Here is a 25,862-nt window from a genome sequence, read left to right as displayed (position 1 = left end):
ATGGCCGCGCCCATGCCTTTGCCGCTGGCCCAGCCCAAGCACACAGCGCGCAATGATGTTGCATTCGGTGATCGGCTGTTCGTCGTCGGTGGCAAGTGCCTGCTGCTGGCCTTGCTGTTGCTGGCGGTGCTGATGCCGTTGCTGGCGATCTTCTGGCGCGGCTTCAGCGGCGATGCCGGCCAGGGTGGCGGTCTGCTGGCGGCCCGGGAACTGTTTGCCAGCGACAACTTCCACTGGCTGCTTGGCAACAGCTTGTCGGTTGCCTTCACGGTTGCCGCGATCGTGGTCCCCCTGGCATACCTGTTCGCTTATGCCTTGCAGCGCACGCTGATCCCGGCCAAGGGGCTGTGGCGGGGTATCTCGCTGCTGCCACTGCTGGCACCGTCGATGTTGCCGGCGATTGCCCTGGTCTACCTGTTCGGTAACCAAGGCCTGCTGCGCGGGTTGCTCAGTGACAACATCTATGGCTTCTGGGGCATTGTCCTGGGGGAGGCCATCTACACCTTCCCGCATGCGCTGATGATCCTGCTGTCGGCCTTGTCGCTGGCCGATGCACGGTTGTTCGATGCCGCCTCCAGCATGGGGGCCGGGGCGTCGCGGGCGTTTCGCAGCATTACCTGGCCGGCAACGCGCCAGGCGGTGTTCGCGGCGTTCTGCCTGGTGTTCACCCTGACCATCACCGATTTCGGTGTACCGGTGGTTGTCGGTGGCGACTACCAGGTGCTGGCGCTCGAGGCCTACAAGGCGGTCGTCGGCCAGCAGCAGTTCGGCCGGGGTGCATTGATCGGCATGGTGCTGCTGGTGCCGGCATTGCTGAGCTTTGCGGTCGATGCCTGGCTGCGTCGCCGCCAGGGCGAGGCTATGAGTGGTCGTGCCCAGGTATTCGAACCCAAGCCGTCGCCCGGGCGTGATGCCTGCTATCTGGTGATCGTCCTGCTGGTATGCACGGTGCTGGTGGGCGTGATCGGCATGGCGGTGTACTCGTCACTGGTGACCTTCTGGCCCTACAACCTGACCTTGTCGTTCAAGCACTACATGTTCGAAGACACCGCCGGCGGTGGCTGGCTGGCCTATCGCAACAGCGTGACCATGGCCATCGGCACCGCGCTGATCGGCAGCATGGTGATCTTTGCCGGTGCCTACCTGATGGAGAAAACCCAGGGCCAGCGTTTGCTCAACCAGGCCCTGCGCCTGCTCAGCTTCATCCCCATGGCGGTACCGGGGTTGGTGCTGGGCCTGGGCTATGTCTTCTTCTTCAACCTCAATGGCAACCCACTGCACGTGTTCTACGGCGGCATGGGGCTGTTGGTGGTGTGCACCATAGCCCACTACCTGACCACTGCGCAGATGACCGCAACCACGGCGTTGCGCCAGCTCGATGGCGAGTTCGAGGCCGCCGCGCTGTCGCTCAAGGCGCCGTTGTACAAGCACTTCGTGCGGGTGACCGTGCCGATCTGCCTGCCCGCACTGCTGGACATCATCCGTTATCTGTTCGTCTCGGCCATGACCACGGTATCGGCGGCAATCTTCCTGTACAGCCCCGACACCATCCTGGCCGCCGTCGCCGTGCTGAACATGGACGATGCCGGCAATGTCGGCGGCGCTGCCGCCATGTCGACCTTGATCCTGCTGACCAGTGCGGCTGCATCGCTGCTGCTGGCCGGCGCTTCCCGCGGCCTGCTGCGCCGCTCCCAGGCCTGGCGCCAGCGCGCTCCCGGCCATTGACCGACTGCCCACACTGACAGGAAACGCATCATGTTCAAGCCCCTCGCACTTGCCGCTGCCGTGACCGCTGTATTCAGCCTGCAGGCTTCGGCCGCCACTACGCAGCTGACCGTCTACACCGCCCTGGAAGCCGAGCAGCTCAAGACCTACAAGCAGGCCTTCGAAAAGGCCAACCCGGACATCGAAATCAAGTGGGTGCGTGACTCCACCGGCATCATCACTGCCAAGCTGCTGGCCGAGAAAGAGCGCCCGCAGGCCGATGCGGTGTGGGGGCTGGCGGCTTCCAGCCTGGCCATTCTCGACCAGAACGGCATGCTCGAAGCCTATGCACCGAAAGACCTGGGCAAGATCTCCGCCAACTACCGTGACGCCGCCAACCCTCCGGCGTGGGTTGGCATGGACGTTTGGGCCGCGACGATCTGCTTCAATACCATCGAGGCCCAGAAGCAGGGCCTGAGCAAACCGGTGAGCTGGCAGGACCTGACCAAGCCGGAGTACAAGGGCAAGATCGTGATGCCGAACCCGGCGTCGTCCGGTACCGGTTTCCTGGATGTGAGCGCGTGGCTGCAGACCTTTGGCGAGCCTCAGGGCTGGGCCTATATGGACGCGCTGCACCAGAACATCGGCCAGTACGTCCATTCCGGCTCCAAGCCTTGCAAACTGGCAGCGGCAGGGGAGTTCCCGATCGGTATCTCCTTCGAGTACCCGGCGGTGCAGCTCAAGCGCCAGGGCGCGCCACTGGATATCGTCCTGCCCAAGGAAGGCCTGGGCTGGGAGATCGAGGCGACTGCAGTGATCAAAGGTTCACCGAAGGCTGATGCCGCCAAGCGGCTGGCGGATTTCTCGGCAAGCCCTGCGGCCATGGAACTGTACAAAGAGAACTTCGCTGTACTCGCTGCCCCGGGTATTGCCAAACCGCAAACCGAGCTGCCTGCGGACTACGAGCAGCGCCTGATCAAGAACGACTTTGCCTGGGCTTCGAAGAACCGCGACCAGATCCTGGCCGAGTGGCGCAAGCGTTATGACGGCAAGTCGGAGAAGGTGGCGCAGCAGTAAGGCCTGCGCCCTCAGGTTGGCAACGCCAAACCTGAGGGCGCGGGTTTACCCGCGATCAGGCTGGATCGGATAGCTCAAATCTGCAATACCAGTGCTTCCAGCTGTTCCTGCCGCTCAGTCTGGTTCACTCGCGCTCCCGGATTGAGCGTCGACCACTGCGGATGCGCCCGCGCTTTGCTCAGCGCCTCGGGAAGCTTGCCTTCACGCCAGGTTTTCTCGTCCGGCTCATTCAGGCGAATACTGTTCTGTGCTGCATGCCCGCGGCTATCCAGTGCTGCCATCAACTGTTGCTGACGCAACGCCAATAGCCGCAACACCGTATCGTCCACCGTCAGCTCGCGCTGGCCCTTCAGTTTGCCCATCAACCGTGCGCCATAGTTGCGTGCAGTCTGCAGGGCTCCGCCGGCAATGGCTCCGGCCAAGGCGGCAGCACCGAGCGTAAGGCCACCGACCAGCAAGTCGACCCCCGCGCCGGCCGCAGCCCCTGCCGCCACGCCGCTGCCCAGGCGTACGCCCAATAGCTTCAAGGTTTCGGGGTTGAACAGGTCATCGCCCCAGCGCCCGTTCAACAGCGGCAGGTCACCGGCATTGGCATCTTCGCGACGGAAACCGTAGAGCTTCAGAAGCGCTTCGACGCAGCGCTGTTCTCGCTGGCGCACCTCCTGGCGCAAGGCCTCGATGGCCTTGGCTTCAGCCGCTGGTTCAGCTTCGACGCTGCGCCGACATGCTGCGCAGTCGAGCAGCAGCTCAGCGATCAGCCGTTTACCGCTGTGCTGGCGGGCCAGCCGCTGTGCCTGCTGGTCGTCGATCAGCCGCTGCAGGGCGGGGCGGGCGTCTTCCAGCAGCAATGCCAAGCTCTCGTAAAGGCGGCGCTCGCCGTCTTCAGGGGGCGCAACGCTGTCGAACCTTACCAGCGCATGCAGCCCGAGGCGGGCCAGGGCCTCGCGCCATTCAGGTTCGCGATGCTGGCTGCTGGCGACGAAGTTGAGCACCGGCAGCAATGGCTTGCCGCAACTGGCCAGCACCTCCAGTTCGTCGCGGTATTTGGCCAGCACCGGCTCGCGCGCGTCGATCACATACAGGCCGGCATTGCTTGCCAGCAACTGGCGCAGCACCTTGGCTTCCTGCTCGAAGCGCTGGCGTGCTTCGCTGCCCTGCAGAAAGCGCTCCAGCCGTGCCGGGCCGTCCAGGCGCTCGCCCGGCCGTTCGAGGCGTTCCAGGTAGTCGAGCAAGGCAATGGCATCTTCCAGCCCGGGGGTATCGTAGAGCTCAAGCAGCGGCTCACCGTCCACCGAAAGGCGCGCGCCCTCGACGTGGCGGGTGGTGCTCGGGCGATGAGACACCTCACCGAAGCCGACATCGCGGGTCAGGGTGCGCAGCAGCGAGGTCTTGCCGACATTGGTGTGGCCGACCACGGCCAGTTTCAGGGGCTCAGTCATGGCCATGCTCCAGCCAGCTCATGGGGGCGGTGTCGGCGTGGGGCAGGCCCAGGCGGTCGAGGGCTTCATGCCAGTCCCCCAGGCGCTCGGCGTCCAGGACCTGGCCTGGGGCAGCCTGCAACAACCAGATGCGCGTGGCACCGGCATTGCGTGCCAGCTCTGCCAGAAGTGCCAGGCTGCCGCGGTCAGGTGAGCGGCGGGGGTCGCAGGCGATGGCCAGGCGTGCAGGAGGGAAGCGGCTCAGCTGCTCGAGCAGCCGGTTGCGCGATTCCCGGCTGTCGAGTACGCCGGCGTCGGTCACCCCCTTGGCCAGCGCAGGCGGCCATGGGCGCTGGTCGTCCAATTCGAGGCCGACCAGCAAGGCTCCACTGCTGCCGGTTTCCAGTTGACCTGCCTGGAACTGTGGCAACGCTTCGGGGGCGGTGTCCTGCACACCAATGCGTTCGCTGCGGGGCATCAGTGCATCGCGCAGTTGGGCATAGCCGGGCAGGCTGAGGTCCAGGGCCAGGCGTCGGCGACCTTGGTACCAGCGCCAAAGGCACAAGCCAGCCAACAGCAGGCGCGGCAGCAGGCCATAAACCAACACTACGCCCAGCAGCCAGCTGGCCCAGGCCTGGCGGGCGATATCAACGGCAAGCTGGGTGTCGCCGCTGGCGCGGATCATGCCCTCGTCCGGCACGGCAAAGCCGAGCAATGAGGGCAGGGCACCAAGCGTTTGGGTAAGGGTGATGAAGGGCTCGGGGGCGAGCAGGGTGGTTTCCCAGACGAAGCCGTAGCGCCGGGTGGCAAGCAACACCAGCAGTAGTGTCAGCGCACTGAGCATGGCCGTCAGCCACAAGCTGTGTACGAGCAGGCCAAGCAACCAGCGGTTGAGGCGCTGGCGCTGCAGTAGCACCAGCAGTGCTGGCGCCAGGTGTACGGCCTTGGCGTCGCGCGCGAAGCGTTCGCTCAGCCAGAGCCACAGCCGTCCCAGGCTGGCGCCATGTTCGCCACTCAAGGCCAGCCCGGCGGCCCAGCCCAGAAGCATCAGCAGGTTGAGCCCGAGCAGGCTGCCCAGCGCCCAGAACACGTTGACCGGGCGCAGGCCATCGCCGAGGGCGGCAAAGGCAAGGCCCGCGCCGCTGAGTATGGCCAACAGCAGCAACGCCAGCAGGGCCAGGCGTGCGCCTTGTTTCCAGTGCTGCAGGGCAGTGGTCATGCCATCCCGTTCGGCCAGGAACAGTGCGCGCGCTTCGATGCGGGCTGCCAGGTCGCCGCCCTGCTGGCGGGCGTGGCGGTTGGCTTCCTGATCCTCCAGGGGGCCGGCGTGTTCCTCGCGCAGGCGCACCGCTTCGGTGAGCCAGCGCTTGTCCAGTGGAGTATGTCCAGTCACAGGGTATTCCATTGCACACGGTTCAGGGCGCAAGCATAACCCACCATGGGTTTGCTATCCTCGCCGGCATGACTACTTCACTCCCCCTCAGCCTGATTGCGGCCCTCGCCGAGAACCGCGTCATCGGCATCGACAACACCATGCCCTGGCACTTGCCGGGGGATTTCAAATATTTCAAGGCCACCACCTTGGGCAAGCCGATCATCATGGGCCGCAAGACCTGGGACTCGCTGGGCAGGCCGCTGCCGGGGCGCCTGAACATCGTGGTCAGCCGTCAGGCCGGCTTGGTGCTGGCCGGGGCCGAAGTGTTCGCTTCGCTCGAAGATGCGCTGGAGCGCGCTGAGCAGTGGGCACGTGAGCAGGGTGTTGACGAACTGATGCTGATCGGCGGCGCACAGTTGTACGCTCAGGCCCTGGAAAAGGGCTTGGTGAACCGTATGTATCTGACCCGGGTGGAGCTTTCGCCGCAAGGGGATGCGTGGTTCCCGGAGTTCGACAAGGCGCAGTGGCAGCTGGCATCGAGTGAGCCGCAGGCAGAAGCGGACAAGCCTGCGTATCACTTCGAGGTGTGGGACAAGTCTTGAAGTGGTTGGGGCTGCGCAAGCAGCCCCGTCTATATCAGGATTGGCTCAGCTCGGCATGCTCTTCGCCGGCCAGCACATCCTTGTCGGTTTCTTTCAACAACTGGCTGGTCACCACGCCCGCCGTCATCGAGCCGTTCACGTTCAAGGCCGTTCGGCCCATGTCGATCAGCGGCTCAACCGAAATCAGCAGTGCCACCAGCTCGACCGGCAGCCCCATCGCTGGCAGCACGATCAGCGCTGCGAAGGTCGCACCGCCGCCCACGCCGGCAACGCCAGCGGAACTCAAGGTCACGATGGCCACCAAGGTCGCGATCCACAGCGGGTCGAAGGTGTCGATACCCACTGCCGGGGCCACCATCACCGCCAACATGGCCGGGTAGAGCCCGGCGCAGCCATTCTGGCCAATGGTTGCACCGAACGAGGCGCTGAAGCTGGCGATCGACTGTGGTACGCCCAGGCGACGGGTCTGCGCCTCGATGTTCAACGGGATGCTCGCCGCGCTGGAGCGGCTGGTGAAGGCGAAGGTCAGCACCGGCCATACCTTGCGCAAGAAGCGCAGCGGGCTGACGCCGGTTGCGGCCAGGATGATGCCGTGCACCACGAACATCAGGCCCAGGCCGATGTACGACACGACGACGAAACTGCCGAGCTTGAGGATGTCGTCCAGGTTAGAGCTGGCCACCACTTTGGTCATCAGCGCCAGCACGCCGTACGGGGTCAGCTTCATCACCAGGCGCACCAGGCGCATTACCCAGGCCTGCAGTGTATCGATGGCCGAGAGGGCGCGTGCGCCCTTCTCGGAGTCATCCTTGATCAGCTGCAGCGCGGCCAGCCCGACGAACACGGCGAAGATCACCACGCTGATGATCGAGGTCGGCTTGGCCCGTGCCAGGTCGCCTACCGGATTGCTTGGGATGAACGAAAGCAGCAGTTGCGGGATGTTGAGGTCGGCGACCTTGCCGGCATAGTCACTGTGGATGGCCTGCAGGCGTGCGCTTTCCTGTACGCCTGCCACCAGCCCCTCGGCACTCAGGCCGAACAGATTGGTCAGGGCGATACCGATCAGCGCAGCGATGGCAGTGGTCAGCAGCAGTGTGCCGATGGTCAGGACGCTGATGCGGCCAAGCGCGGAGGCGTTGTGCAGGCGGGCTACGGCGCTGAGGATCGAGGCGAAGATCAGCGGCATGACGATCATCTGCAGCAAGCCGACATAGCCGTTGCCGACCAGGTCCAGCCAGCCGATGGTGGCTTTCAGTACCGGGTGGCCAGCACCGTAGATGGTGTGCAGCACCAGGCCGAAGCCCACACCCAATGCCAGGCCGAGCAGGACTTTCTTGGCCAGGCTCCAGTCGGTATGGCGAGTTTGCGCCAGGCCCAGCAGCAAGGCCAGGAACACCAGCAGGTTGAGAGACAGCGGCAGGTTCATTGAAGCTCCAGGAAAAAGCAGAAGAGGCATCGCCTCTGTGAGCGATTGCGAACGGAAATGCTAACAGCCTGAAAACAAACGAATTTATACCCAAAGGTAATTTGCTTAGTCGTTTATGGAATAACAGGTGGTCGTAAATAGCAATGAACACGACGTTTACAATTGTATGAGCGTCGCAGTGGAAGGGGGCTCGGGTGAGTGAGTGGTCTAGCTTTTCCCGATCAATTCAGGAGATTCGTACATGAAGTTTGCTCCGAAAGCCTTGGCCATCGGTTTGTCCCTGCTGTTCAGTATCGAAAGCGGAGCCACTGAGCTTAAGCACTGGCCAACTGAGGCGGCCAAGCAGCTCGACGCGATGATTGCCGCCAATGCCAACAAGGGAAATTACGCGGTGTTCGACATGGACAACACCAGCTACCGCTACGACCTTGAAGAAGCCTTGCTGCCGTTCATGGAGAACAAGGGCCTGCTGACCCGCGAAAAGCTCGACCCGTCACTCAAGCTGATCCCGTTCAAAGACACCGCCGAGCACAAGGAAAGCCTGTTCAGTTACTACTACCGCCTGTGCGAAATCGACGACATGGTCTGTTACCCGTGGGTGGCCCAGGTGTTCTCGGGCTTTACCCTCAAGGAGCTGAAAGTGCAGGTCGATGAGCTGATGGCTTCTGCCACGCCTATCCCTAGCACCTACTTTGAAGGGGGCAAGGTAAAAGCCATCGAGGTGCAACCACCCAAGGTCTTCACCGGCCAGGCCGAGCTTTACAACAAACTGATGGAAAATGGCATCGAGGTGTATGTCATTTCGGCAGCGTCCGAAGAGCTGGTGCGCATGGTCGCGTCCGACCCCAAGTACGGCTACAACGTGAAACCGCAGAACGTCATAGGCGTTAGCCTGCTACTCAAGGACCGCACCAGCGGCCACTTGACCACCGCACGCAAGCAGATCAGTGAAGGCAAGTACGATGCGACGGCCAACGCTGGCCTGGAACTGACCCCTTACCTGTGGACGCCGGCGACCTGGATGGCTGGCAAACAGGCGGCGATCCTTTCCTATATCGATGAGTGGAAGAAGCCGGTACTGGTGGGCGGTGATACCCCGACCAGTGATGGCTACATGCAGTTTCATGGCGTGGACATTGGCAAGGGCGGTATCCACCTGTGGATAAACCGCAAGGCCAAGTACATGGACCAGTTGAACGGGATGATCGCCAGGAACGCGGCGGCCCAGGCGAAGGCCGGGTTGCCGGTGACAGCGGACAAGAACTGGGTGATCGTCACGCCGGAGCAGATTCAGTAGGCCATTGGATGCCTGTGCAGGCCCACATGGACCGCGCAGTTCCTGAGGTCTGCGCTGTACCTGTGGGAGACTCTATGGTTATCAGCAAGCCATTTTCGCGCCTTTGGTGACCTATTCGTTCTGATTTTTCCTCAGGGCGAATGCCACTCGTGCGAATTTTCTAGCCAGGATTATCTTTGCGGGGCTTTCTTTTGAGTCTTGCATCGGATTTACCGGCCCTATCGCCGGCAAGCCGGCTCCCACTGGGTTTGCGCTGAGCTTGAGAGCAGCGGGGTACCTGTGGGAGCCGGCTTGCCGGCGATAGGGCCGCAAAGCGGCCCTAAATCACTTGACTGCCTGGCACTAGGGCTCAGGGGGCCGGTTTCTTCACGTCATCAAGGCCTCACAGCCCTTCAAGCATCGCCTTGTTGCGCACAGCACCCTTGTCGGCACTGGTCGCCAGCAGGGCGTAGGCTTTCAGCGCGGTGGTCACCTTGCGTGGGCGCACTTCGGTCGGTTTCCAGCCTTTCTTGTCCTGCTCCACGCGGCGTGCAGCCAGCTCTTCATCACTGACCTGCAGGTTGATCGAACGGTTGGGGATGTCGATCAATACCTTGTCGCCGTCACGTACCAGGCCGATGGCGCCACCAGCGGCGGCTTCTGGCGAGGCATGGCCGATCGACAGGCCCGAGGTACCACCCGAGAAGCGGCCATCGGTGAGCAACGCGCAAGCTTTGCCCAGGCCTTTGGATTTCAGGTACGAAGTCGGGTAGAGCATTTCTTGCATGCCCGGGCCGCCTTTCGGGCCTTCGTAGCGGATGATGACGATGTCACCGGCCTTCACTTCGTCGGCGAGGATGCCGCGCACCGCGCTGTCCTGGCTTTCGAAGATTTTAGCGTTGCCTTCGAACACGTGGATCGACTCATCGACACCTGCGGTTTTCACCACGCAGCCGTCCAGGGCGATGTTGCCGTACAGCACGGCCAGGCCGCCTTCCTGTGAGTAGGCATGTTCGAAGCTGCGGATGCAGCCGTTTTCACGGTCGTCGTCCAGGGTTTCCCAACGGGTCGACTGGCTGAAGGCCGTCTGGGTCGGAATACCCGCCGGGCCGGCTTTGAAGAAGGTGTGCACCGCCTCATCGTCGGTCTGGGTGATATCCCACTTGGCGATGGCCTCTTCCATGCTGCGGCTGTGTACCGTAGGCAGGTCGGTGTGCAGCAGGCCGCCGCGGGCCAGCGAACCGAGGATGCTGAAGATGCCGCCGGCGCGGTGGACGTCTTCCATGTGGTACTTCTGGATGTTCGGCGCCACTTTGCACAGCTGCGGCACTTTGCGCGACAGGCGGTCGATGTCACGCAGGTCGAATGCCACCTCGCCTTCCTGCGCTGCGGCCAGCAGGTGCAGGATGGTGTTGGTCGAACCGCCCATGGCGATGTCGAGCATCATGGCGTTTTCGAACGCCTTGAAGTTGGCGATGCTGCGCGGCAGGACCGACTCGTCGTTCTCGCCGTAGTAGCGCTTGCACAACTCGACGATCGTACGGCCGGCGGTGAGGAACAGCTGCTCACGGTCGGCGTGGGTGGCCAGGGTCGAACCGTTGCCAGGCAAGGCCAGGCCGAGTGCTTCGGTCAGGCAGTTCATGGAGTTGGCGGTGAACATGCCGGAGCAGGAACCGCAGGTCGGGCAGGCGCTGCGCTCGTACTCGGCAACCTTTTCGTCGGAGGCCGAGGAGTCTGCAGCAATGACCATGGCGTCGACCAGGTCCAGGCCGTGGCTGGCCAGTTTGGTCTTGCCCGCTTCCATCGGGCCGCCGGACACGAAGATCACCGGGATGTTCAGGCGCAGGGCGGCCATCAGCATGCCGGGGGTGATCTTGTCGCAGTTGGAAATGCACACGATGGCGTCGGCGCAGTGGGCGTTGACCATGTATTCCACGGCGTCGGCGATGATCTCGCGGCTGGGCAGGGAGTACAGCATGCCGTCATGGCCCATGGCGATGCCGTCATCGACCGCAATGGTGTTGAACTCTTTGGCCACGCCACCGGCGCGTTCGATCTCGCGGGCGACCAGTTGGCCCAGGTCCTTCAGGTGCACATGGCCCGGGACGAACTGGGTGAACGAGTTGGCGATGGCGATGATCGGTTTCTTGAAATCTTCGTCCTTCATCCCGGTGGCGCGCCACAGGGCACGGGCGCCGGCCATGTTGCGGCCTTGGGTGGAAGTCTTGGAACGATAATCAGGCATGAAGCACTCCTGGCGGCTTAATCAGGTCACAAAAAGGGGAGTGAGCTTCTCTTTTCCTATGCGCCTTAGGCCGGTTGCCACTGGCACGGATGGGGCCGAAGACACAACGGGATCGCCGCGTGCTCGACCAGAGCTCATAAACCCGCCGGGGATGACTGGCGATGAATAGCCCGATTCTACACCGCTGGCGCGGCGAGGGAATGGCGATGTGTCTGGGCGGTGGCTTGGGGAGCATGACCGGCACTTTGTAGGACCGATCTGAAAAGCCCGGTGCGCAGCTGACAGGTGCGCATTGGCTGCTTATTATCCGCCGCGCCGCATGTGCGGTATCACGAGACAACACCTCAATGGACCTTCCCAGTTTCAGTTCATACAGAACCTGCAAATTGGCACTGAGCGCGCCGTCGCCAGGGCTTCCGAAGGCTTGAGCTCGTGTGGCTGAGGTTTACGGGTGCCTGCGTCGGCGCCTGGAGAATCTCATGCAACACACTTCCGATTTCGTCGTTTCCCCGTTCGACCTGCGTCAGGCTGCACAGGTGCGTCGTGATGGCCTGCTTCATCCTGAAGGCTACCCCGAGGGCACAGCCGGTTACCTGATGACCAGCGAGTATTCGTGTCTGGATGCCGGCCTCACTGCCAGCCAGGCGATCGACATGCTGCGCCGCGAGGCCGCAGATGCCGAAACCATCTATCAGTCCTATGTGCTCGACGAGAAACGCAACCTGCTGGGTTCGCTTTCCCTGCGCGAGCTTATCCTTGCGGCGCGTGAACAGCCGATCGAGCAGCTCATGGTGCGCAAGGTCATCTGCGTGTGTACCTCGACCCGCCAGGAGGAAGTGGCGCGGTTGATCCGCGAGCACGACCTGCTGGCGGTGCCGGTGCTGGATGAGGCCGGCCGTTTGGTCGGCCTGGTGACCTGCGATGACGCACTCGATGTGGTCGTCGAAGAGGCTACCGAGGACTTCCACAAGGGCGCCTCCATCACCAACCACGTGGGCAATCTCAGGGACGCCACTGTCAGCCTGCTGTACCGCAAGCGGGTGTTGTGGCTGGTGCTGCTGGTGTTTGGCAATCTGTTTTCAGGGGCGGGGATCGCGGCATTCGAGCAAACCATTGCCGCTCATATCGTCCTGGTGTTTTTCCTGCCGCTTTTGGTGGACAGCGGTGGCAACGCGGGTGCGCAGTCGGCGACACTGATGGTACGTGGCCTGGCAACGGGTGAGGTGGTGATGCGCGACTGGTTGCGCATGCTGGCACGTGAATGCGCTGTGGCGCTGGCGCTGGGCGGCACCATGGCAGTGGCGGTGGCATCGCTGGGGGCGCTGCGCGGTGGGGCGGATGTCGCCTTGATCGTTGCCAGCAGCATGCTGGTGATCGTCTTGCTGGGCAGCCTGATTGGCATGAGCCTGCCCTTCATGTTCACCAGGCTCAAGCTCGACCCGGCCACTGCCAGCGGGCCGCTGGTGACCTCTATCGCCGATGCGGCAGGGGTGCTGGTGTATTTCGGTATTGCTTCTTACGTGCTGGGCATCTGAGGCACCCAAGGGGCCGCAGCGCGGCCCCTTGGACGTGAATCAGCTGTTGGGCAGCAACCGGCAGGTAATGCTCTTGATATAGCGGGTTTCAGCGATGGCCGGGTGAACCGGGTGGTCCGGGCCCTGGCCGCCGCGTTCGAGCATTTGCAGGTTGCGGTCCAGGTGGCGGGCGCTGGTCAGCAGGATGTTGTTCAGGTCGTCTTCGGGCAGGTGCATCGAGCACGAAGCACTGACCAGGATGCCGTCCTTGGTCAGCATGCGCATGGCCTGTTCGTTGAGGCGGCGGTAGGCGGCTTCGCCGTTTTTCAGGTCTTTCTTGCGCTTGATGAACGCGGGTGGGTCGGCAATGATCACATCGAAGCGCTCTTCAGCGGCTTTCAGCTCGCGCAGAGCCTCGAACACGTCGCCTTCGATGCAGGTCAGTTTTTCGCTGATGCCATTGAGCGCGGCGTTACGCTCCACGCCATCCAGTGCAAAGCCCGAGGCATCCACGCAGAACACTTCGCTGGCGCCGAATGCGCCGGCCTGCACGCCCCAACCACCGATGTAGCTGAACAGGTCGAGCACACGCTTGCCTTTGACGTAGGGCGCCAGGCGCGCGCGGTTCATGCGGTGGTCATAGAACCAGCCGGTCTTCTGCCCTTCGCGTACCGGCGCTTCGAACTTCACGCCGTTTTCTTCCAGCGGGACCCAGTCCGGCACTTCGCCGTAGACGGTTTCGACGTAACGCTGCAAGCCTTCGGCGTCACGGGCGGCGGAATCGTTCTTGAACAGGATGCCGCTGGGCTTGAGGACCTGGACCAGGGCGGCGATCACGTCGTCCTTGTGCAGTTCCATGGTGGCCGAGGCCAGTTGCACCACGAGAATGTCGAAGAAGCGGTCGACCACCAGGCCCGGCAGCAGGTCGGAATCACCATAGACCAGGCGGTAGCACGGCTGGTCGAACAGGCGCTGGCGCAGGGACAGGGCGACGTTGAGGCGGTGTACCAGCAGCGACTTGTCCAGCGGCAGCTTGGCATCGCGTGACAGCAGGCGGGCGCAGATCAGGTTGTTCGGGCTCAGCGCCACGATACCCAGCGGCTTGCCGTTGGCGGCCTCGAGGATCGCCTGTTGGCCGGCCTGAAAGCCCTGCAGCGGCGTCGCGGTGACATCGACTTCGTTGCTGTAGACCCACAGGTGGCCGGCGCGCAGGCGGCGGTCGGCATTGGCTTTGAGGCGAAGGCTGGGCAGGGACATGACGTCGCTCCGGGAAAAAAGAGCGGGAGTATAACCGGTTGGCCCTTGATTCGGTGCAGGGTACGACAAACTGCCCTGCCTGTTCGCGGGCACAAGCGCTACAAGTCGAGCGACCTACAGGGTTAGAATCCCCCGTCCTCAACGAGTATGTACGTATGTCCCAAGAACTCAGCGCCGAACAGATCCAGCAAGCCTTGCAAGGCATTACCATCCCGCCGCAACCGCAGATCATGGTCGACCTGCAGTTCGAGCAGTACATGCCCGACCCGGACCTGGAAACCATCGCCAAGCTGATTTCCCAGGACCCGGGCTTGTCCGGTGCCTTGCTCAAGCTGGTCAACTCGCCGCACTTCGGGCTGTCCAACAAGATCGGTTCGATCCAGCGTGCGGTGAACCTGCTGGGTAGCCGTTCGATCATCAACCTGATCAACGCCCAGTCGATCAAGGGCGAGATGAGCGACGAGACCATCGTTACCCTCAACCGCTTCTGGGACACTGCCCAGGACGTGGCCATGACCTGCCTGACACTGGCCAAGCGCACCGGCATCCAGGCGGCGGACGAGGCCTACACCCTCGGGCTGTTCCATGATTGCGGCGTCCCGCTGATGCTCAAGCGTTTCCCCAACTATATGGATGTACTGGAGGAGGCCTACGCCAAGGCTGATGCGCAAACACGCGTGGTCGACACCGAGAACCGTGCATTCAACACCAATCATTCGGTGGTCGGCTATTTCACCGCCAAGTCCTGGCGCCTGCCGGAGCACATCAGCGCGGCCATCGCCAACCATCACAATGCCCTGGCCGTGTTCCGCGAGGAGTCGCCGCGCAACACCCAGAGCCAGCTGAAGAACCTGCTGGCGGTGCTGAAGATGGCCGAACACATCTGCGCGTCCTGCCGGGTCTTGGGCAACCAGCATGTCGACCATGAGTGGAATGCGGTCGGCCCGCTGGTACTGGACTACATCGGTTTGTCGGAGTACGACTTCGAGAACCTCAAACAGACCATTCGCGAGCTGGGCGGGCACTGATTCATGCCGGAATTACCCGAAGTCGAGACTACGCGGCGCGGTATCGCACCGCACCTGGAAGGCCAGCGGGTCAGCCGCGTGGTGGTGCGAGACCGGCGCTTGCGCTGGCCAATCCCCGAGGACCTGGACGTGCGTTTGTCCGGGCAGCGTATTCTCAGCGTCGAGCGGCGCGCCAAGTACCTGCTGATCAATGCCGAGGTCGGCACCTTGATCAGCCATCTGGGCATGTCGGGCAACCTGCGTCTGGTGCAGATGGGGCTACCGGCGGCCAAGCATGAGCACGTCGATATCGAGCTGGAGTCGGGGCTGATGCTGCGCTACACCGACCCACGCCGGTTCGGTGCCATGCTCTGGAGCCTCGATCCGCTCAATCACGAGTTGCTGCTGCGTCTGGGCCCAGAGCCGTTGACCGACCTGTTCGACGGCGAGCGTCTGTTTCAGCTGTCGCGCGGGCGGACGATGGCCGTCAAGCCTTTCATCATGGATAACGCGGTGGTGGTGGGCGTGGGCAATATCTACGCGACCGAGGCGCTGTTTGCCGCCGGTATCGACCCGCGCCGTGAGGCGGGCGGAATCTCCCGTGCCCGTTACCTGAAACTGGCCATCGAGATAAAGCGCGTGCTGGCGGCAGCCATCGAGCAAGGGGGTACGACCTTGCGCGATTTCATTGGCGGCGACGGGCAGCCTGGGTATTTCCAGCAGGAACTGTTCGTGTACGGCCGGGGCGGAATGCCTTGCAAGCTGTGTGGCACTGCCTTGCGCGAGGCCAAGCTTGGGCAACGGGCCAGCGTTTACTGCCCGCGTTGCCAGCGTTGAATGGCATGGCCCAATCGCCGGCTAGCCGGCGATTGGGCCATCAGGCGCAGCGCAGCGCTCAAGCCTTGCCGGTAATCCGGCGGTACTTGGCCATCAGCTGCTCTTCGGTTTCCGGGTGCGCCTCATCCAGCGGGATGCAGTCGACCGGGCAGACCTGCTGGCACTGCGGCTCGTCGTAGTGACCCACGCACTGGGTGCACAGGTTCGGATCGATCACGTAGATCTCTTCGCCTTGGGAGATGGCCTCGTTCGGGCACTCGGGTTCGCAGACGTCGCAGTTGATGCAATCGTCGGTGATTATCAGGGACATGGGGACTCCGGCCGGGGCTCACCGCCCGGGCATGTTCAACGCAATGGGCACAATTGTGCCGCATTCGCGCCCGCAGTGCACGCGGGCGCGATAATCAGCGCTCAGGCTTACTTCTTGAAACGCTCAGTCAGGGCCTCGGCCACCACCGGGTGCACGAACTTGGTGATGTCGCCGCCCAGCGCTGCGATTTCCCGGACCAGGGTCGAGGAAATGAACGAATAGCGCTCCGAAGGCGTGAGGAACAGGCTTTCGACCTCTGGCGCCAGTTGCCGATTCATGTTCGCCAGCTGGAATTCGTATTCGAAGTCGGACACTGCCCTCAGCCCACGCAAGAAGACGTTGGCGCCCTGTTCCTTGGCAAAATGCGCAAGCAGGGTGGAGAAGCCGATGACTTCGACATTGGGCAGGTGCCTGGTGACCTCACGGGCCAGCGCTACCCGTTGTTCCAGCGGGAACAGCGGGTTTTTCTTCGGGCTGGCTGCCACTGCGATGATCACGTGGTCGAACAGCCGCGAGGCGCGCTCGACCAGGTCGCCATGGCCCTTGGTAATAGGGTCGAAAGTACCCGGGTACAACACTCGGTTCATCGCGTCATCCTGGCTGGAGTGCGTTGGGGAGTCGGATGGTAGCGCAGCGATTGCGCCCGGCCAAGTCATGCGGCCGGCTGATGGCACTATAGACAGCAGGGGCATTTGTTGTCATGCACTCTGTGCCAGGCGGGCTATCAGGGCGTCGGTGAGCTTCGCGCTGATGGCGTAGACCGACAGTTGTGGGTTGGCACCGATGCTGGTCGGGAACAGCGAGCCGTCGTGAATCGACAGGTTTTCCAGCTGATGGTGACGGCCCAGGCTGTCGCACACCGCGTGACGTGGATCTTCGCCCATTGCGCAGCCGCCCATTACGTGGGCGCTGCCCAGCCGCGTATGGAACGGCTCCAGGCGCAAACCGTCGATCATGCGTTGGGCCTGCGCCAGGCTGGCAGCAGCGCGGGCATCGCTGTGCGCGGGTGTAACCTGCGTGGCGCCTGCTGCGAACTGGATCTGCGCCATGCTGTGAAAGGCGCGGCGCAGGCCGTCTCGCAAGTAGTCGGTGACCGGGTAATCGAGCACCGGTGAGCCATCGCCACGCAGTTCCACCGCGCCGCCCGGGCTTTCGGGGTGGAAACCGTCGCGCAACAGCGCAAGCATGACGTGGGTATGCGGCAGCTCGGCCATGCGCCGGGCATTTTCGACACCATCGCCACCGAGCAAGGTGCTGGCCAGCGCCGGGTGCAGGGGCGGCACTTCAAGTTTGTAGCCGACCGCGCCATCGACGCCGTCCTGCCATTGGAAGTGGTCACTGTAGATGGATTGCGGGGCGCCGTAGTAAGGGTCGATGCGTGCGTCGAAGCGTGCCGCGCTGAAGTTGACCAGGTGCAGGAAGGTCCGCTTGCCCAGGCGCTCGTGGGGGTCAGGAGCCTTGGAACGCAGCAGCAGGGCGGGGCTGTTGATGCCGCCGCCTGCGAGGATGTAGTGGCGTGCGCGCACAGTGATGCTGCGCCCGTTGGTGTGTATCCCTTGAGCATCCAGCCCTTGGCAGCGCAGATGCTCGATGCGCTCGCCGTCATGCTCGAAGCGTTCGGCCCGGGCCAGATACAGCAGCTCGCCGCCCTTGTCGAGCATGGCTGGAATGCGCGTCACCAGCATCGATTGTTTGGCGTTGACCGGGCAACCCATGCCGCAATAGCCAAGGTTCCAGCACCCCCGGACATTGCGCGCAATCACGGCCCATCGGTAGCCGAGCCGTTCACACCCACGGCGCAGTACGTCGTTGTTGGCGTTTGGCGGCACCGCCCAAGGCGTAATGCCGAGGTCTTGCTCGATGCGTTCGAACCAGGGGCGTAGTGCGTCGTTGTCCAGCCCTTTTACGTTGTGGGCCGCGGCCCAGTGGGCCAAGGTCGGCGTGGGCGTGCGAAAGCTGGAGGTCCAGTTGACCAGCGTGGTGCCGCCTACCGCACGGCCCTGCAGAATGGTGATGGCGCCGTCCTTGCTCATCCTGCCCAGGCCTTCCTGGTAGAGACTGGCGTAGGCCTCATTCTCAAGCAGGTGGAAGTCACTGCTGGTCTTGAGCGGGCCTTCCTCGATCAGCAGTACCTTGAAGCCTGCGGCGCTGAGCATCTGCGCGCTGGTGGCGCCGCCGGCACCGCTGCCTATCACGGCAATGTCGGCTTGCAGGCTGAGGTCCTGCCCCAGGCGTGAGCCGTCGTAGGTGATCCAGCCGCGTTCGAGGCCTTGGCGAAACGGGTCGATGACAGGCATTGAAGATGCTCTTGTTGTTGGTCAGATTTTCGGCGGCCCGGGGTAACCACAGGCGGCCCAACTTTCCGGGCGCTCGTACCAGGCCATCGTCAGCAGTTGCACGATCGACGAGTGTCCCATGCGCAGCAGGTTCAGCGAACTGTCCTGCCAGCGTTGCAGAAACCCCGCAATCTGCTGTTCACCGGCCTGTTCCCAGGCGCCCCAGACCCCGGTCAGTGGGCCACGGGTCAGCGGCAGGCTGAGCACATCGAACAATTGCCGGGTGAGCTTGAGCATTTGCGGGGACAGTGCCGCCAGTTTGGCGTCGAGAGTGGGCAGCACCAGTGCTGCGCTTGCCGAAGTACCGGCGAGCACCACCGGGATCAGTGCCCGCAGCAATGGCAGGTCGTCATCGCGCAATACGTGGTACCCGGTTGCAGGCGCCTGAGGGCTGCAACCGACCAGGCTGGCACTGGCCAGAAACACGCTGGCTCCCAGGCTGAAACGCATGAATTCGCGCCGCTGCATGGCCCGGCCCTCAGCGGATGAACAGTTTGTAGACCAGGCGCTGCAAGGCCTTGCCATACGGCGGGTAGACCAGGCGTGCGGCGTTCAGGCGCTGCTTGGCCAGCACTGCCTTGGCCTTGCTGAAGGTCAGGAAGCCGTCGTGGCCGTGGTAGTGCCCCATGCCCGAGGGGCCGATGCCGCCGAACGGCAGGTCGTCCTGAGCGACATGCAGCAGTGTGTCGTTGAGGCATACACCACCGGAGTGGCTGTGCTGCAGTACATGTTCCTGCTCGGCACGGTCGTAGCCGAAGTAGTACAGCGCCAGTGGGCGTGGCCGTTCATTGATGTAGGCCAGTGCGCCGTCGAGGCTGTCATAGGGTACTACCGGCAGCAGCGGGCCAAAGATTTCGTCCTGCATCACCTGCATGCTGTCGTTCACCTCCAGTAGCAGCTGCGGCGGCAGGCGCCTGCCTTGGCGGGGCTCGTCTGGGTACAGGTCGATGATCTGCGCGCCTTTGCTGCGGGCGTCATCCAGCAGGTGTTGCAGGCGCTGCAATTGCCTCGGATTGATGATGGCGCTGTAGTCGGGGTTGTCGGCGATGCGCGGGTACAACCGGTGGACCGCCCTGCGGTAGGCATCGCTGAAGGCGTTCAGGCGCTCGCGTGGTACCAGGACGTAGTCTGGGGCGACGCAAGTCTGGCCGGCATTGAGGGTCTTGCCGAACGCGATACGCTCGGCAGCGCTGTCCAGCGGCACGCTGGACGAAACGATGGCTGGCGACTTGCCGCCAAGCTCCAGTGTGACAGGGGTCAGGTTTTGTGCTGCGGCCAGCATGACCTGGCGCCCGACGCTGGTGGCGCCGGTGAACAGCAGGTGATCGAAGGGCAACCGGGCAAACGCCTGGCCGACTTCCACCTCGCCCAGCACCACGCTGACCAGCTCGTGCGGGAATACCCGCTCAAGCAAGGTTTTCAGCGCCAGGGCGCTGGCAGGTGTGGCCTCACTGAGCTTGAGCATCACCCGGTTGCCGGCGGCCAGGGCGCAGGTCAGCGGGCCGATGGCGAGAAACAGCGGGTAGTTCCACGGCACGATGATGCCAACCACGCCAAGCGGCTGATACAGCACGCGGGCGCTGGCCGGCTGGAAGGCCAGGCCTACGGTTCGCCTTGCTGGTCGCATCCAGCGCTTGAGGTGGCGCTCGGCATGGCGAATACCTTGTACCGAGGGCAACAGTTCGGCCAGCAAGGTTTCGTCGGCGCTGCGGCCGGAAAAGTCCGTATCGATCGCCTCTATCAGCCGTTGTTGATCCGCCAGCACAGCCTCGCGCAGGCTTTTCAGCCATTGCCGGCGTTGGGCCAGGGGCGCCATGGGGTTGCCCGCAAATGCTTTGCGCTGGGTGGCGAACGTGGCCGCCAGGTCGATGTCGGACTGCAAGGGAGGCACGGCGATAGGTGAAGTCACGGCGGCTCTCATCGGGGCTAGAGAATCTCTAGAGCCTATACTCTAATCGGGACGATGGTACGAATATTTTTCCCGCCACCGCACGGTGCATCCGGGCCCTGTTACCCCGTAATATGGACCCTTACCGTAAGCCTGCAGACTGGGAGCTGAGCATGGCCCCGCGCATGAAGACCCGAGAGCGCATCGTGCAGAACAGCCTTGAGCTGTTCAACCAGCAAGGCGAGCGTAGCGTGAGTACCAACCACATTGCTGCGCACATGGAAATTTCGCCCGGCAACCTCTACTACCACTTCCCCAACAAGCAGGCGATCATCGCCCTGCTGTTCAGCCAGTACGAAGAGCTGGTGGACAGCTTCCTGCGCCCGCCGCAGGGGCGCGCCGCCACCGTCGAAGACAAGCGTTTCTATCTCAAGGCGTTGCTCGCAGCGATGTGGAGCTATCGGTTCCTGCACCGTGACCTCGAGCACCTGCTCGACAGCGACCCTGAGCTGGCTGCCCGTTACCGGCGCTTTTCCGAACGTTGCCTGCGCCAGGGCCAGGCGATCTATCGGGGCTTCGTCGAGGCCGGCATTCTGGTCATGGCACCTGCGCAGATCGAATCGCTGACCATCAACGCCTGGATCGTGCTTACTTCTTGGGTCCGCTTTCTCAGCACCACGCGCGAGCACTCCGCTCACCTGGGTGAAGAAGCCTTCAAGCGTGGTGTCTATCAGGTACTGGTGCTGGAGCTCGGCTTCGTCACCGCCAGCGCCCGCAGTGCTGTGGACGCCCTGTGTCAGGAGTTTCATGTTCCGTTCAACCAGGCCCTGGAACGTTAGCCCAGAGCCTTCGTGCCATCGATCAGGAGATTGTCATGCCCCTTGCGCAATTGATCACCCCGCAGCAACTGGCTGAGCGCCTGGGCTCGCCCAAGTTGGTGATCCTCGATTGTCGGTTTGCCTTGGAAGACGTGGATTACGGCCAACGCAGCTATGCCGAGGGGCATATCGCCGGGGCTCACTTCGCCGACCTGGAGCGCGATCTGAGTGGGCCGGTAAGCAAGGGCAAGACCGGCCGCCATCCCTTGCCTGATCCGCAGCGGCTGGTCGAGCGCTTGCGTGAGTGGGGGCTGGACAATGACAGCGAGGTGGTGCTGTACGACGATGGGCCTGGTGCCTTTGCCGCCCGTGCCTGGTGGCTGCTGGCCTGGTTGGGTAAACGCACAGGTGTGGCCATTCTCGACGGAGGCCTCAAAGCCTGGCACACCGCGGGCCAGCCATTGAGCCTGGACGCGCCGGCACGCTATGAGGGTACGTTCAACGGCGAGCCGGATACGAAGCTGCTGATTGACGCCGAGCACTTGGTCACTGAGCTTGCAAGCCCCGAGCTGACGTTGATCGATGCGCGTGCGTTGCCGCGTTTTCGTGGGGATGTGGAGCCTATCGATCCGGTGGCCGGGCATATTCCTGGCGCTCAGTGCGCAGCCTTCACCGACAACCTGGGCGAAGATGGGCGCTTCCTCGCGCCAGAGCAGCTCAGGCAGCGCTTTGCCGAGAAGCTGGCGGGGCGTTCACCGGAACACTTGGTGGCGTATTGCGGTTCGGGAGTGACGGCTTGCCATAACCTGTTTGCCCTGGCATTGGCGGGGTATCCGCTGGGCAGGCTGTATGCCGGGTCGTGGAGTGAGTGGATCAATGAGCCAGCCCATCAGGTTGCCACGGGCGACTGATCAGCTGGTTTATCGCCCATCCACCAGCCACTGCGGAATCCGCCGCTCAAGGTAATACCCCGGATTTCGCAGGCTGCCTTCGACGAACCCCACGTGCCCACCCCGCTCGTGCAGCTCGAACTGAGTCTGTGGTGTCAGCTCGCTCGCCGTGGGCTGGCTGTGGCGGGATACGAACGGATCATCGTTTGCGTGGATGATCAGCGTCGGCGTGCGGTTTTCGCCGAGATAGTAGCGGCTCGATGAACGACGGTAGTAGTCGTGTACATCGTCAAAGCCGTTGAGCGGCGCGGTCACTTTGCCGTCAAAATCCCAGAAGGTACGGAGCTTGCGCAATGACCCGAGCCGGTCGAGTGCGGCAAGGCCTTCATGACGGCCCTGTGCGCGGAAGTGCCGTTGTTTGACCTGCACATAGGCCATCATTTCGCGCATGAAATGTGCCTGATAGACCTTCGAAAAGCCTTGGCCGATGCGGTCGGCGCACTGATCCAGGCGAAACGGTACGGAAACCGCCACGGCCGCCTGCAACTGGCTGGCGCTGCCACTTTCACCCAGGTACTTCAGCAGCACATTGCCGCCCAGCGAATAGCCGACGGCATACAAGGGGGCCAGCGGGCGTTGGGCGCGCAGGTGGGCGACAACCTCGGCCAGGTCCCCGCTGGCCCCGGAATGGTAACTGCGTGCCAGCAGGTTCGGCTCCCCCGAGCAGCCACGCCAGTTCAGCGCAACGCTGGCCCAGCCGCGGGCATTGAGCGCTTGCTGCAAGCCTTTGACATAAGGCGAATGGGACGAACCGGTCAGGCCGTGCAGCACCAGCACCAGCGGTGTATCTGGCTGGTGAGGCCCGTGCCAGTCGAGGTCCATGAAGTCGCCATCGGCCAGCCACAGGCGCTCGCGCTTGCGTTCAAGCGCAGGCAGCTTGCGCCACAGCGGGCCCCAAAGGGTTTGCAGGTGAGGGTTGGACAACCCGGTGGCCGGGCGGAATGTGGCGGTAAGACTGGGCATGCTGAGCGACTCGTGTTGTGCCTGCCTAGATTGCCATGAAACACCGCCGTTGTACTTGCGCTATTGGTCGGTCAGGGCAGCTCGGGCCAAGGTTGTTGCGCATGGGGCGGGCCGAGAGTGATGAACACTTCCTGCGCAGGGCTCAGCCATAAGCGCGCGGCTTCGCGAATGTCCTTGGGCGTCAGGGCTGCCAGGCTTTGGATGTAGGTTGCAAAATGATCTGCAGGTTGGCCAAGGTGGCTTGACGTTGCCAGGCTCTTGGCCAGCTCTGCGTTGCTCGCCATGGTGCGATGCAACCTGCCTGCGATCTGGTTGCGCGCCATGTCGCACTCCGCCTGGCTTGGGCCATGCTCGCGCAGGCAAGCCAGCATCCCGGAAACCAGCTCACGCGAGGCATCTCGGTATTGGGGGGCAATGTCCCATTCAATTTGCAGCAGGCTCGCCGCATCAAAGGGTCTGAGCGACGAGCGGATGGTGTAGGTCAAGGCACGTCGGCTTCGTAGCTCTTGTGTCAGACGCGACTCGAAGCCGCTGCCGAGGATTTCGTCAAGCATGGTCAAAGCTGCATACCCTGGCTTGTCGGGTGATGTGGGCAGCAGCAGAGTCAGCGTGGCCCGGGTCGTACTTGCGGTGTGTTCCTGATGCCGGGTGAGCGCCTCTGGCAACGGCGCCGGTGGCGGGAGCTGCCCTGCCCAGTGTTGTGGTAGCGCCTGGAGCAGTTCAGTGATGAGTGTCTGCGCCTCTTCGCGCGAGAGGTCGCCCACCAGGCCGATATCGAGGTTGTTGGCAGAGTAGGCGCGTCGGTGGAAATCGCGCAGCTGCTGCTGGTCGATCTGCTTGAGGCTCTCAGGGGTGCCAGCCCAATGTGTGGCGTAGGGGTGGCCATCGAATACATGGCTCATTGTCGCGTGAGGCATCCCTGAGGCCGGGCTCGATGCAACTGCGCCAAGGTAGTTGAGCAGTCGTTCGCGGATGCCTGCGACGGCTTCCTCCCGGAAGGCGGGGCGCGCCAGCATTTGCGTGAGCAGTTGCAGGGCGCTTGTACGCAGTGCCGGCAGGCTCAGGCAGCGCAGCGTGATCACGGCCTCATCCTGGTTCATCTGCCTTGCCATGATCGCACCCAGCCCCTCGATGGCCTGTGCGAATTGGGCGGCATCCAGATGCTCGGTACCCTGATCGAGGCTGTAAAGGACAAGGGCGGCCAGGCCCGGGCTAGTGCCGTCGAGCGCACTGCCAGCGCGAAAGCGTAGCGCCAGGTCGAATATCGGGCGGTCATGGGATGGCATGAAGCTGACCTTGGCGCCTTCGTCGGTCTGCCATTGCTGTATCTGGGCCGGCAAGGGCTGGTGCTGCTCCAGGTCCAGGCCTTGCGTGGACTCCAGCCGGGCCATTGCCGCCACGGCGGTATCGGTCATGGGGCCCTTGCAAATCAGTGGCATGCTGCTGGTGGAAAGAGGTTTGTTCATGCCGGTGCTCCTGTTTGCAGATGAGTGATGGTCAGCCTTTCGCGGCTCAGGTAGTCGAACGCTACCTGTCGTAATGTCGCGCTATCGAGGTGGCGGACACGTTCGGCTTCTTGATCGATCAGCGAGGGAGACAGACCAGCGGCCGCCGCTGCGCCGATGCGCCCAGCTTGCAGGGTGACGCTGTCGCGGCTGAACAGGCGGCGGGTAAGCATGCGCAGTTTCGCGCGCTCCAGTTCCTGGGGGGAAAGCAGCGTATGGCGCAGGGTATCGATCAAGGTATAGATCGCTTCTACGGCGTGCTCGTGGGTGGATCTTTGACTGTTGATATAGGTTGAAAGGGTCAACAGCGTGTCGCCACGCACCATTGGCTCATATGACAGGCCGATGCCCTTGAGCAGCCGTCGGTCTCGCACCAGCTCGCTGTAGAGCCTTGCGCTGAACCCTTTGCCAAGCACTTCACAGAGCACGCCCAAGGCAGGCACTGTGGTTGCCTCGGTGGCCGTGGCGTGGCTTGGTGCATTGAAGGACATGAACAAACCATCACGCAGGCCTGGCAATTTCAGCTTCTGGCTTCGCTCCTGCAGGTGCGCGTCATGCCGGGGGACCGGTGCTGCGCCAAGCGGGGCCCTGGCGATGCTGGCGAAATACCGGCTCACGTGCTGGCGAAGCGTGGGAAGGTCGACGGCGCCCACCACCACGAGGGTGGCGTTATTGGGCCGATACCACGTTTGATACCAGGTGCGCACGGTATCCAGGCGCATGTTGTTCAGGTCTGCCGGGTTGCCAAACGCCGCCGTGGCATACGGGCTGCTGCCGTGAGCAAGCGCTATGTGCCGTTCAGCTGCCTGCTGTGCAGGAGCGTTTTCGACTTTGAGTCGGCGCTCGTCTTCGATCGCTTTGACTGCCCGTTCCATGTCTGCCTGGCCAAAGGTTGCGCCCGCCATGGCATCCGCCATTATTTCGAGTGCAATCGGCAATCGTGCCGCGGGTAACAGGACATCGTATGCCGTTGCGTCATCGGTGGTAGTGGCATTGGCCTTTCCGCCGAGCCGCGCGATCACCTGGGTGTATCGGCCCGCTTCGAGTTTGCGGCTGCCTTCGAATATCAGGTGTTCCAGCAGGTGCGAGAGGTTGGTATGGCCGGCCGGTTCATGGCTGGTGCCAACGTGGTACCAGAGCTGGATTGCGGCGAGCGGGGTGCTGTGGTCTTCACGCAGATAGACAGCCAGGCCGTTATCCAGTGTGAAATGCTGCAACGATGGGTGGGTGGCATCCGCGATGGAGACGATGCCGGCTGACACCGTTTGGTCGTCGAGGGTAAACGAGGGAGTCGATGGCATTGCTCAAGTGCTCCTGGTTGGGGTGACCAGGAGCAGCTTCGGCGAGATTGTGC

Annotated in this window: 22 protein-coding genes; 9 read left to right on the top strand and 13 right to left on the bottom strand. The window is 63.1% G+C overall.

The features are described from left to right. Both IWW33_RS09610 and IWW33_RS09605 read left to right on the top strand, forming a co-directional pair. Window positions 1–1,725: a putative 2-aminoethylphosphonate ABC transporter permease subunit gene (locus IWW33_RS09610; RefSeq protein WP_125923621.1), complete on the top strand. Its 1,725-nt coding sequence runs from the start codon at window positions 1–3 to the stop codon at window positions 1,723–1,725. Window positions 1,726–1,755: 30 nt separating this feature from the next. Continuing rightward, window positions 1,756–2,781: a putative 2-aminoethylphosphonate ABC transporter substrate-binding protein gene (locus IWW33_RS09605; RefSeq protein WP_046787015.1), complete on the top strand. Its 1,026-nt coding sequence runs from the start codon at window positions 1,756–1,758 to the stop codon at window positions 2,779–2,781. A gap of 74 nt (window positions 2,782–2,855) precedes the next feature. Here IWW33_RS09605 and IWW33_RS09600 read toward each other — a convergent pair whose 3' ends face one another. Beyond that, window positions 2,856–4,220 (bottom strand): GTPase/DUF3482 domain-containing protein, encoded by a 1,365-nt coding sequence (locus IWW33_RS09600; RefSeq protein ID WP_125923622.1) that lies wholly within the window; start codon window positions 4,218–4,220, stop codon window positions 2,856–2,858. Then, window positions 4,213–5,604: a DUF2868 domain-containing protein gene (locus tag IWW33_RS09595; RefSeq protein WP_174141033.1), complete on the bottom strand. Its 1,392-nt coding sequence runs from the start codon at window positions 5,602–5,604 to the stop codon at window positions 4,213–4,215. The genes IWW33_RS09600 and IWW33_RS09595 overlap by 8 nt, the downstream gene beginning before the upstream one ends. Before the next feature lie 56 nt (window positions 5,605–5,660). Between IWW33_RS09595 and IWW33_RS09590 the strand changes: the two genes are divergently transcribed. Then, window positions 5,661–6,176: a dihydrofolate reductase gene (locus tag IWW33_RS09590; protein ID WP_115273350.1), complete on the top strand. Its 516-nt coding sequence runs from the start codon at window positions 5,661–5,663 to the stop codon at window positions 6,174–6,176. 34 nt (window positions 6,177–6,210) lie between these two features. Here the strand turns inward: IWW33_RS09590 and IWW33_RS09585 are convergent, their stop codons facing one another. Then, window positions 6,211–7,602, bottom strand: coding sequence for an L-cystine transporter (locus IWW33_RS09585; protein ID WP_174141032.1), 1,392 nt, complete (start codon window positions 7,600–7,602; stop codon window positions 6,211–6,213). Between the two features lie 241 nt (window positions 7,603–7,843). Here IWW33_RS09585 and IWW33_RS09580 point away from each other — a divergent pair, with 241 nt between their 5' ends. Beyond that, window positions 7,844–8,899 carry a haloacid dehalogenase-like hydrolase gene (locus tag IWW33_RS09580; protein ID WP_174141031.1) on the top strand — a complete coding sequence of 352 codons (1,056 nt, stop codon included), beginning with the start codon at window positions 7,844–7,846 and terminating at the stop codon, window positions 8,897–8,899. 382 nt (window positions 8,900–9,281) lie between these two features. On the opposite strand, the gene ilvD is transcribed toward IWW33_RS09580, so the two are convergent. Continuing rightward, window positions 9,282–11,123: a dihydroxy-acid dehydratase gene (gene ilvD / locus IWW33_RS09575; protein WP_125923625.1), complete on the bottom strand. Its 1,842-nt coding sequence runs from the start codon at window positions 11,121–11,123 to the stop codon at window positions 9,282–9,284. 479 nt (window positions 11,124–11,602) lie between these two features. On the opposite strand from ilvD, the gene mgtE reads away from it, so the two are divergent. After that, a complete protein-coding gene (mgtE, locus tag IWW33_RS09570; RefSeq protein ID WP_115273351.1) occupies window positions 11,603–12,658 on the top strand; it encodes a magnesium transporter in 1,056 nt (351 codons plus the stop codon). A gap of 39 nt (window positions 12,659–12,697) precedes the next feature. Here mgtE and IWW33_RS09565 read toward each other — a convergent pair whose 3' ends face one another. Next, window positions 12,698–13,894, bottom strand: a complete 1,197-nt coding sequence (locus IWW33_RS09565) for a class I SAM-dependent rRNA methyltransferase (protein WP_046787023.1) — start codon at window positions 13,892–13,894, stop codon at window positions 12,698–12,700. 209 nt (window positions 13,895–14,103) lie between these two features. Here IWW33_RS09565 and IWW33_RS09560 point away from each other — a divergent pair, with 209 nt between their 5' ends. Further along, window positions 14,104–14,922, top strand: coding sequence for an HDOD domain-containing protein (locus IWW33_RS09560; RefSeq protein ID WP_174141113.1), 819 nt, complete (start codon window positions 14,104–14,106; stop codon window positions 14,920–14,922). Window positions 14,923–14,925: 3 nt separating this feature from the next. After that, a complete protein-coding gene (gene mutM, locus IWW33_RS09555) occupies window positions 14,926–15,738 on the top strand; it encodes a bifunctional DNA-formamidopyrimidine glycosylase/DNA-(apurinic or apyrimidinic site) lyase (RefSeq protein WP_115273352.1) in 813 nt (270 codons plus the stop codon). A gap of 58 nt (window positions 15,739–15,796) precedes the next feature. On the opposite strand, the gene IWW33_RS09550 is transcribed toward mutM, so the two are convergent. From IWW33_RS09550 to IWW33_RS09530, 5 genes are all read right to left on the bottom strand, one after another. Then, on the bottom strand, window positions 15,797–16,048 hold the full coding sequence (locus IWW33_RS09550) for a YfhL family 4Fe-4S dicluster ferredoxin (protein WP_009683359.1): 252 nt from the start codon (window positions 16,046–16,048) through the stop codon (window positions 15,797–15,799). Between the two features lie 107 nt (window positions 16,049–16,155). Next, entirely contained in the window at window positions 16,156–16,635 is a 480-nt protein-coding gene (gene coaD / locus IWW33_RS09545; protein WP_039601221.1) for a pantetheine-phosphate adenylyltransferase, read from the bottom strand. A gap of 111 nt (window positions 16,636–16,746) precedes the next feature. Beyond that, on the bottom strand, window positions 16,747–18,345 hold the full coding sequence (locus tag IWW33_RS09540; RefSeq protein WP_115273353.1) for a GMC family oxidoreductase: 1,599 nt from the start codon (window positions 18,343–18,345) through the stop codon (window positions 16,747–16,749). A gap of 21 nt (window positions 18,346–18,366) precedes the next feature. Further along, entirely contained in the window at window positions 18,367–18,852 is a 486-nt protein-coding gene (locus IWW33_RS09535; protein WP_174141030.1) for a twin-arginine translocation pathway signal protein, read from the bottom strand. 10 nt (window positions 18,853–18,862) lie between these two features. Continuing rightward, a complete protein-coding gene (locus IWW33_RS09530; RefSeq protein WP_174141029.1) occupies window positions 18,863–20,293 on the bottom strand; it encodes a coniferyl aldehyde dehydrogenase in 1,431 nt (476 codons plus the stop codon). Between the two features lie 152 nt (window positions 20,294–20,445). Here IWW33_RS09530 and IWW33_RS09525 point away from each other — a divergent pair, with 152 nt between their 5' ends. Together IWW33_RS09525 and IWW33_RS09520 are read left to right on the top strand one after the other, a co-directional pair. Continuing rightward, window positions 20,446–21,111 carry a TetR/AcrR family transcriptional regulator gene (locus IWW33_RS09525; RefSeq protein ID WP_174141028.1) on the top strand — a complete coding sequence of 222 codons (666 nt, stop codon included), beginning with the start codon at window positions 20,446–20,448 and terminating at the stop codon, window positions 21,109–21,111. A gap of 35 nt (window positions 21,112–21,146) precedes the next feature. Further along, window positions 21,147–22,001 (top strand): sulfurtransferase, encoded by an 855-nt coding sequence (locus tag IWW33_RS09520; protein WP_174141027.1) that lies wholly within the window; start codon window positions 21,147–21,149, stop codon window positions 21,999–22,001. Window positions 22,002–22,010: 9 nt separating this feature from the next. Here the strand turns inward: IWW33_RS09520 and IWW33_RS09515 are convergent, their stop codons facing one another. From IWW33_RS09515 to IWW33_RS09505, 3 genes are all read right to left on the bottom strand, one after another. Beyond that, the gene (locus tag IWW33_RS09515) at window positions 22,011–23,003 is read right to left on the bottom strand and encodes a hydrolase (RefSeq protein ID WP_174141026.1); all 993 of its coding nucleotides are present in this window, start codon (window positions 23,001–23,003) and stop codon (window positions 22,011–22,013) included. A 71-nt stretch (window positions 23,004–23,074) separates the two neighbouring features. Continuing rightward, window positions 23,075–24,469: a pitrilysin family protein gene (locus IWW33_RS09510; RefSeq protein WP_174141025.1), complete on the bottom strand. Its 1,395-nt coding sequence runs from the start codon at window positions 24,467–24,469 to the stop codon at window positions 23,075–23,077. After that, a complete protein-coding gene (locus IWW33_RS09505) occupies window positions 24,466–25,809 on the bottom strand; it encodes a pitrilysin family protein (protein WP_174141024.1) in 1,344 nt (447 codons plus the stop codon). The genes IWW33_RS09510 and IWW33_RS09505 overlap by 4 nt, the downstream gene beginning before the upstream one ends. Between the last annotated feature and the right edge of the window lie 53 nt (window positions 25,810–25,862).

This window comes from Pseudomonas sp. M2 (assembly GCF_015751845.1).
Taxonomy (GTDB): Bacteria; Pseudomonadota; Gammaproteobacteria; order Pseudomonadales; family Pseudomonadaceae; genus Aquipseudomonas; species Aquipseudomonas putida_E.
The sequence above is the reverse complement of the archived record's forward strand: the minus strand, read 5'-3'. Positions and strand labels throughout refer to the sequence as shown.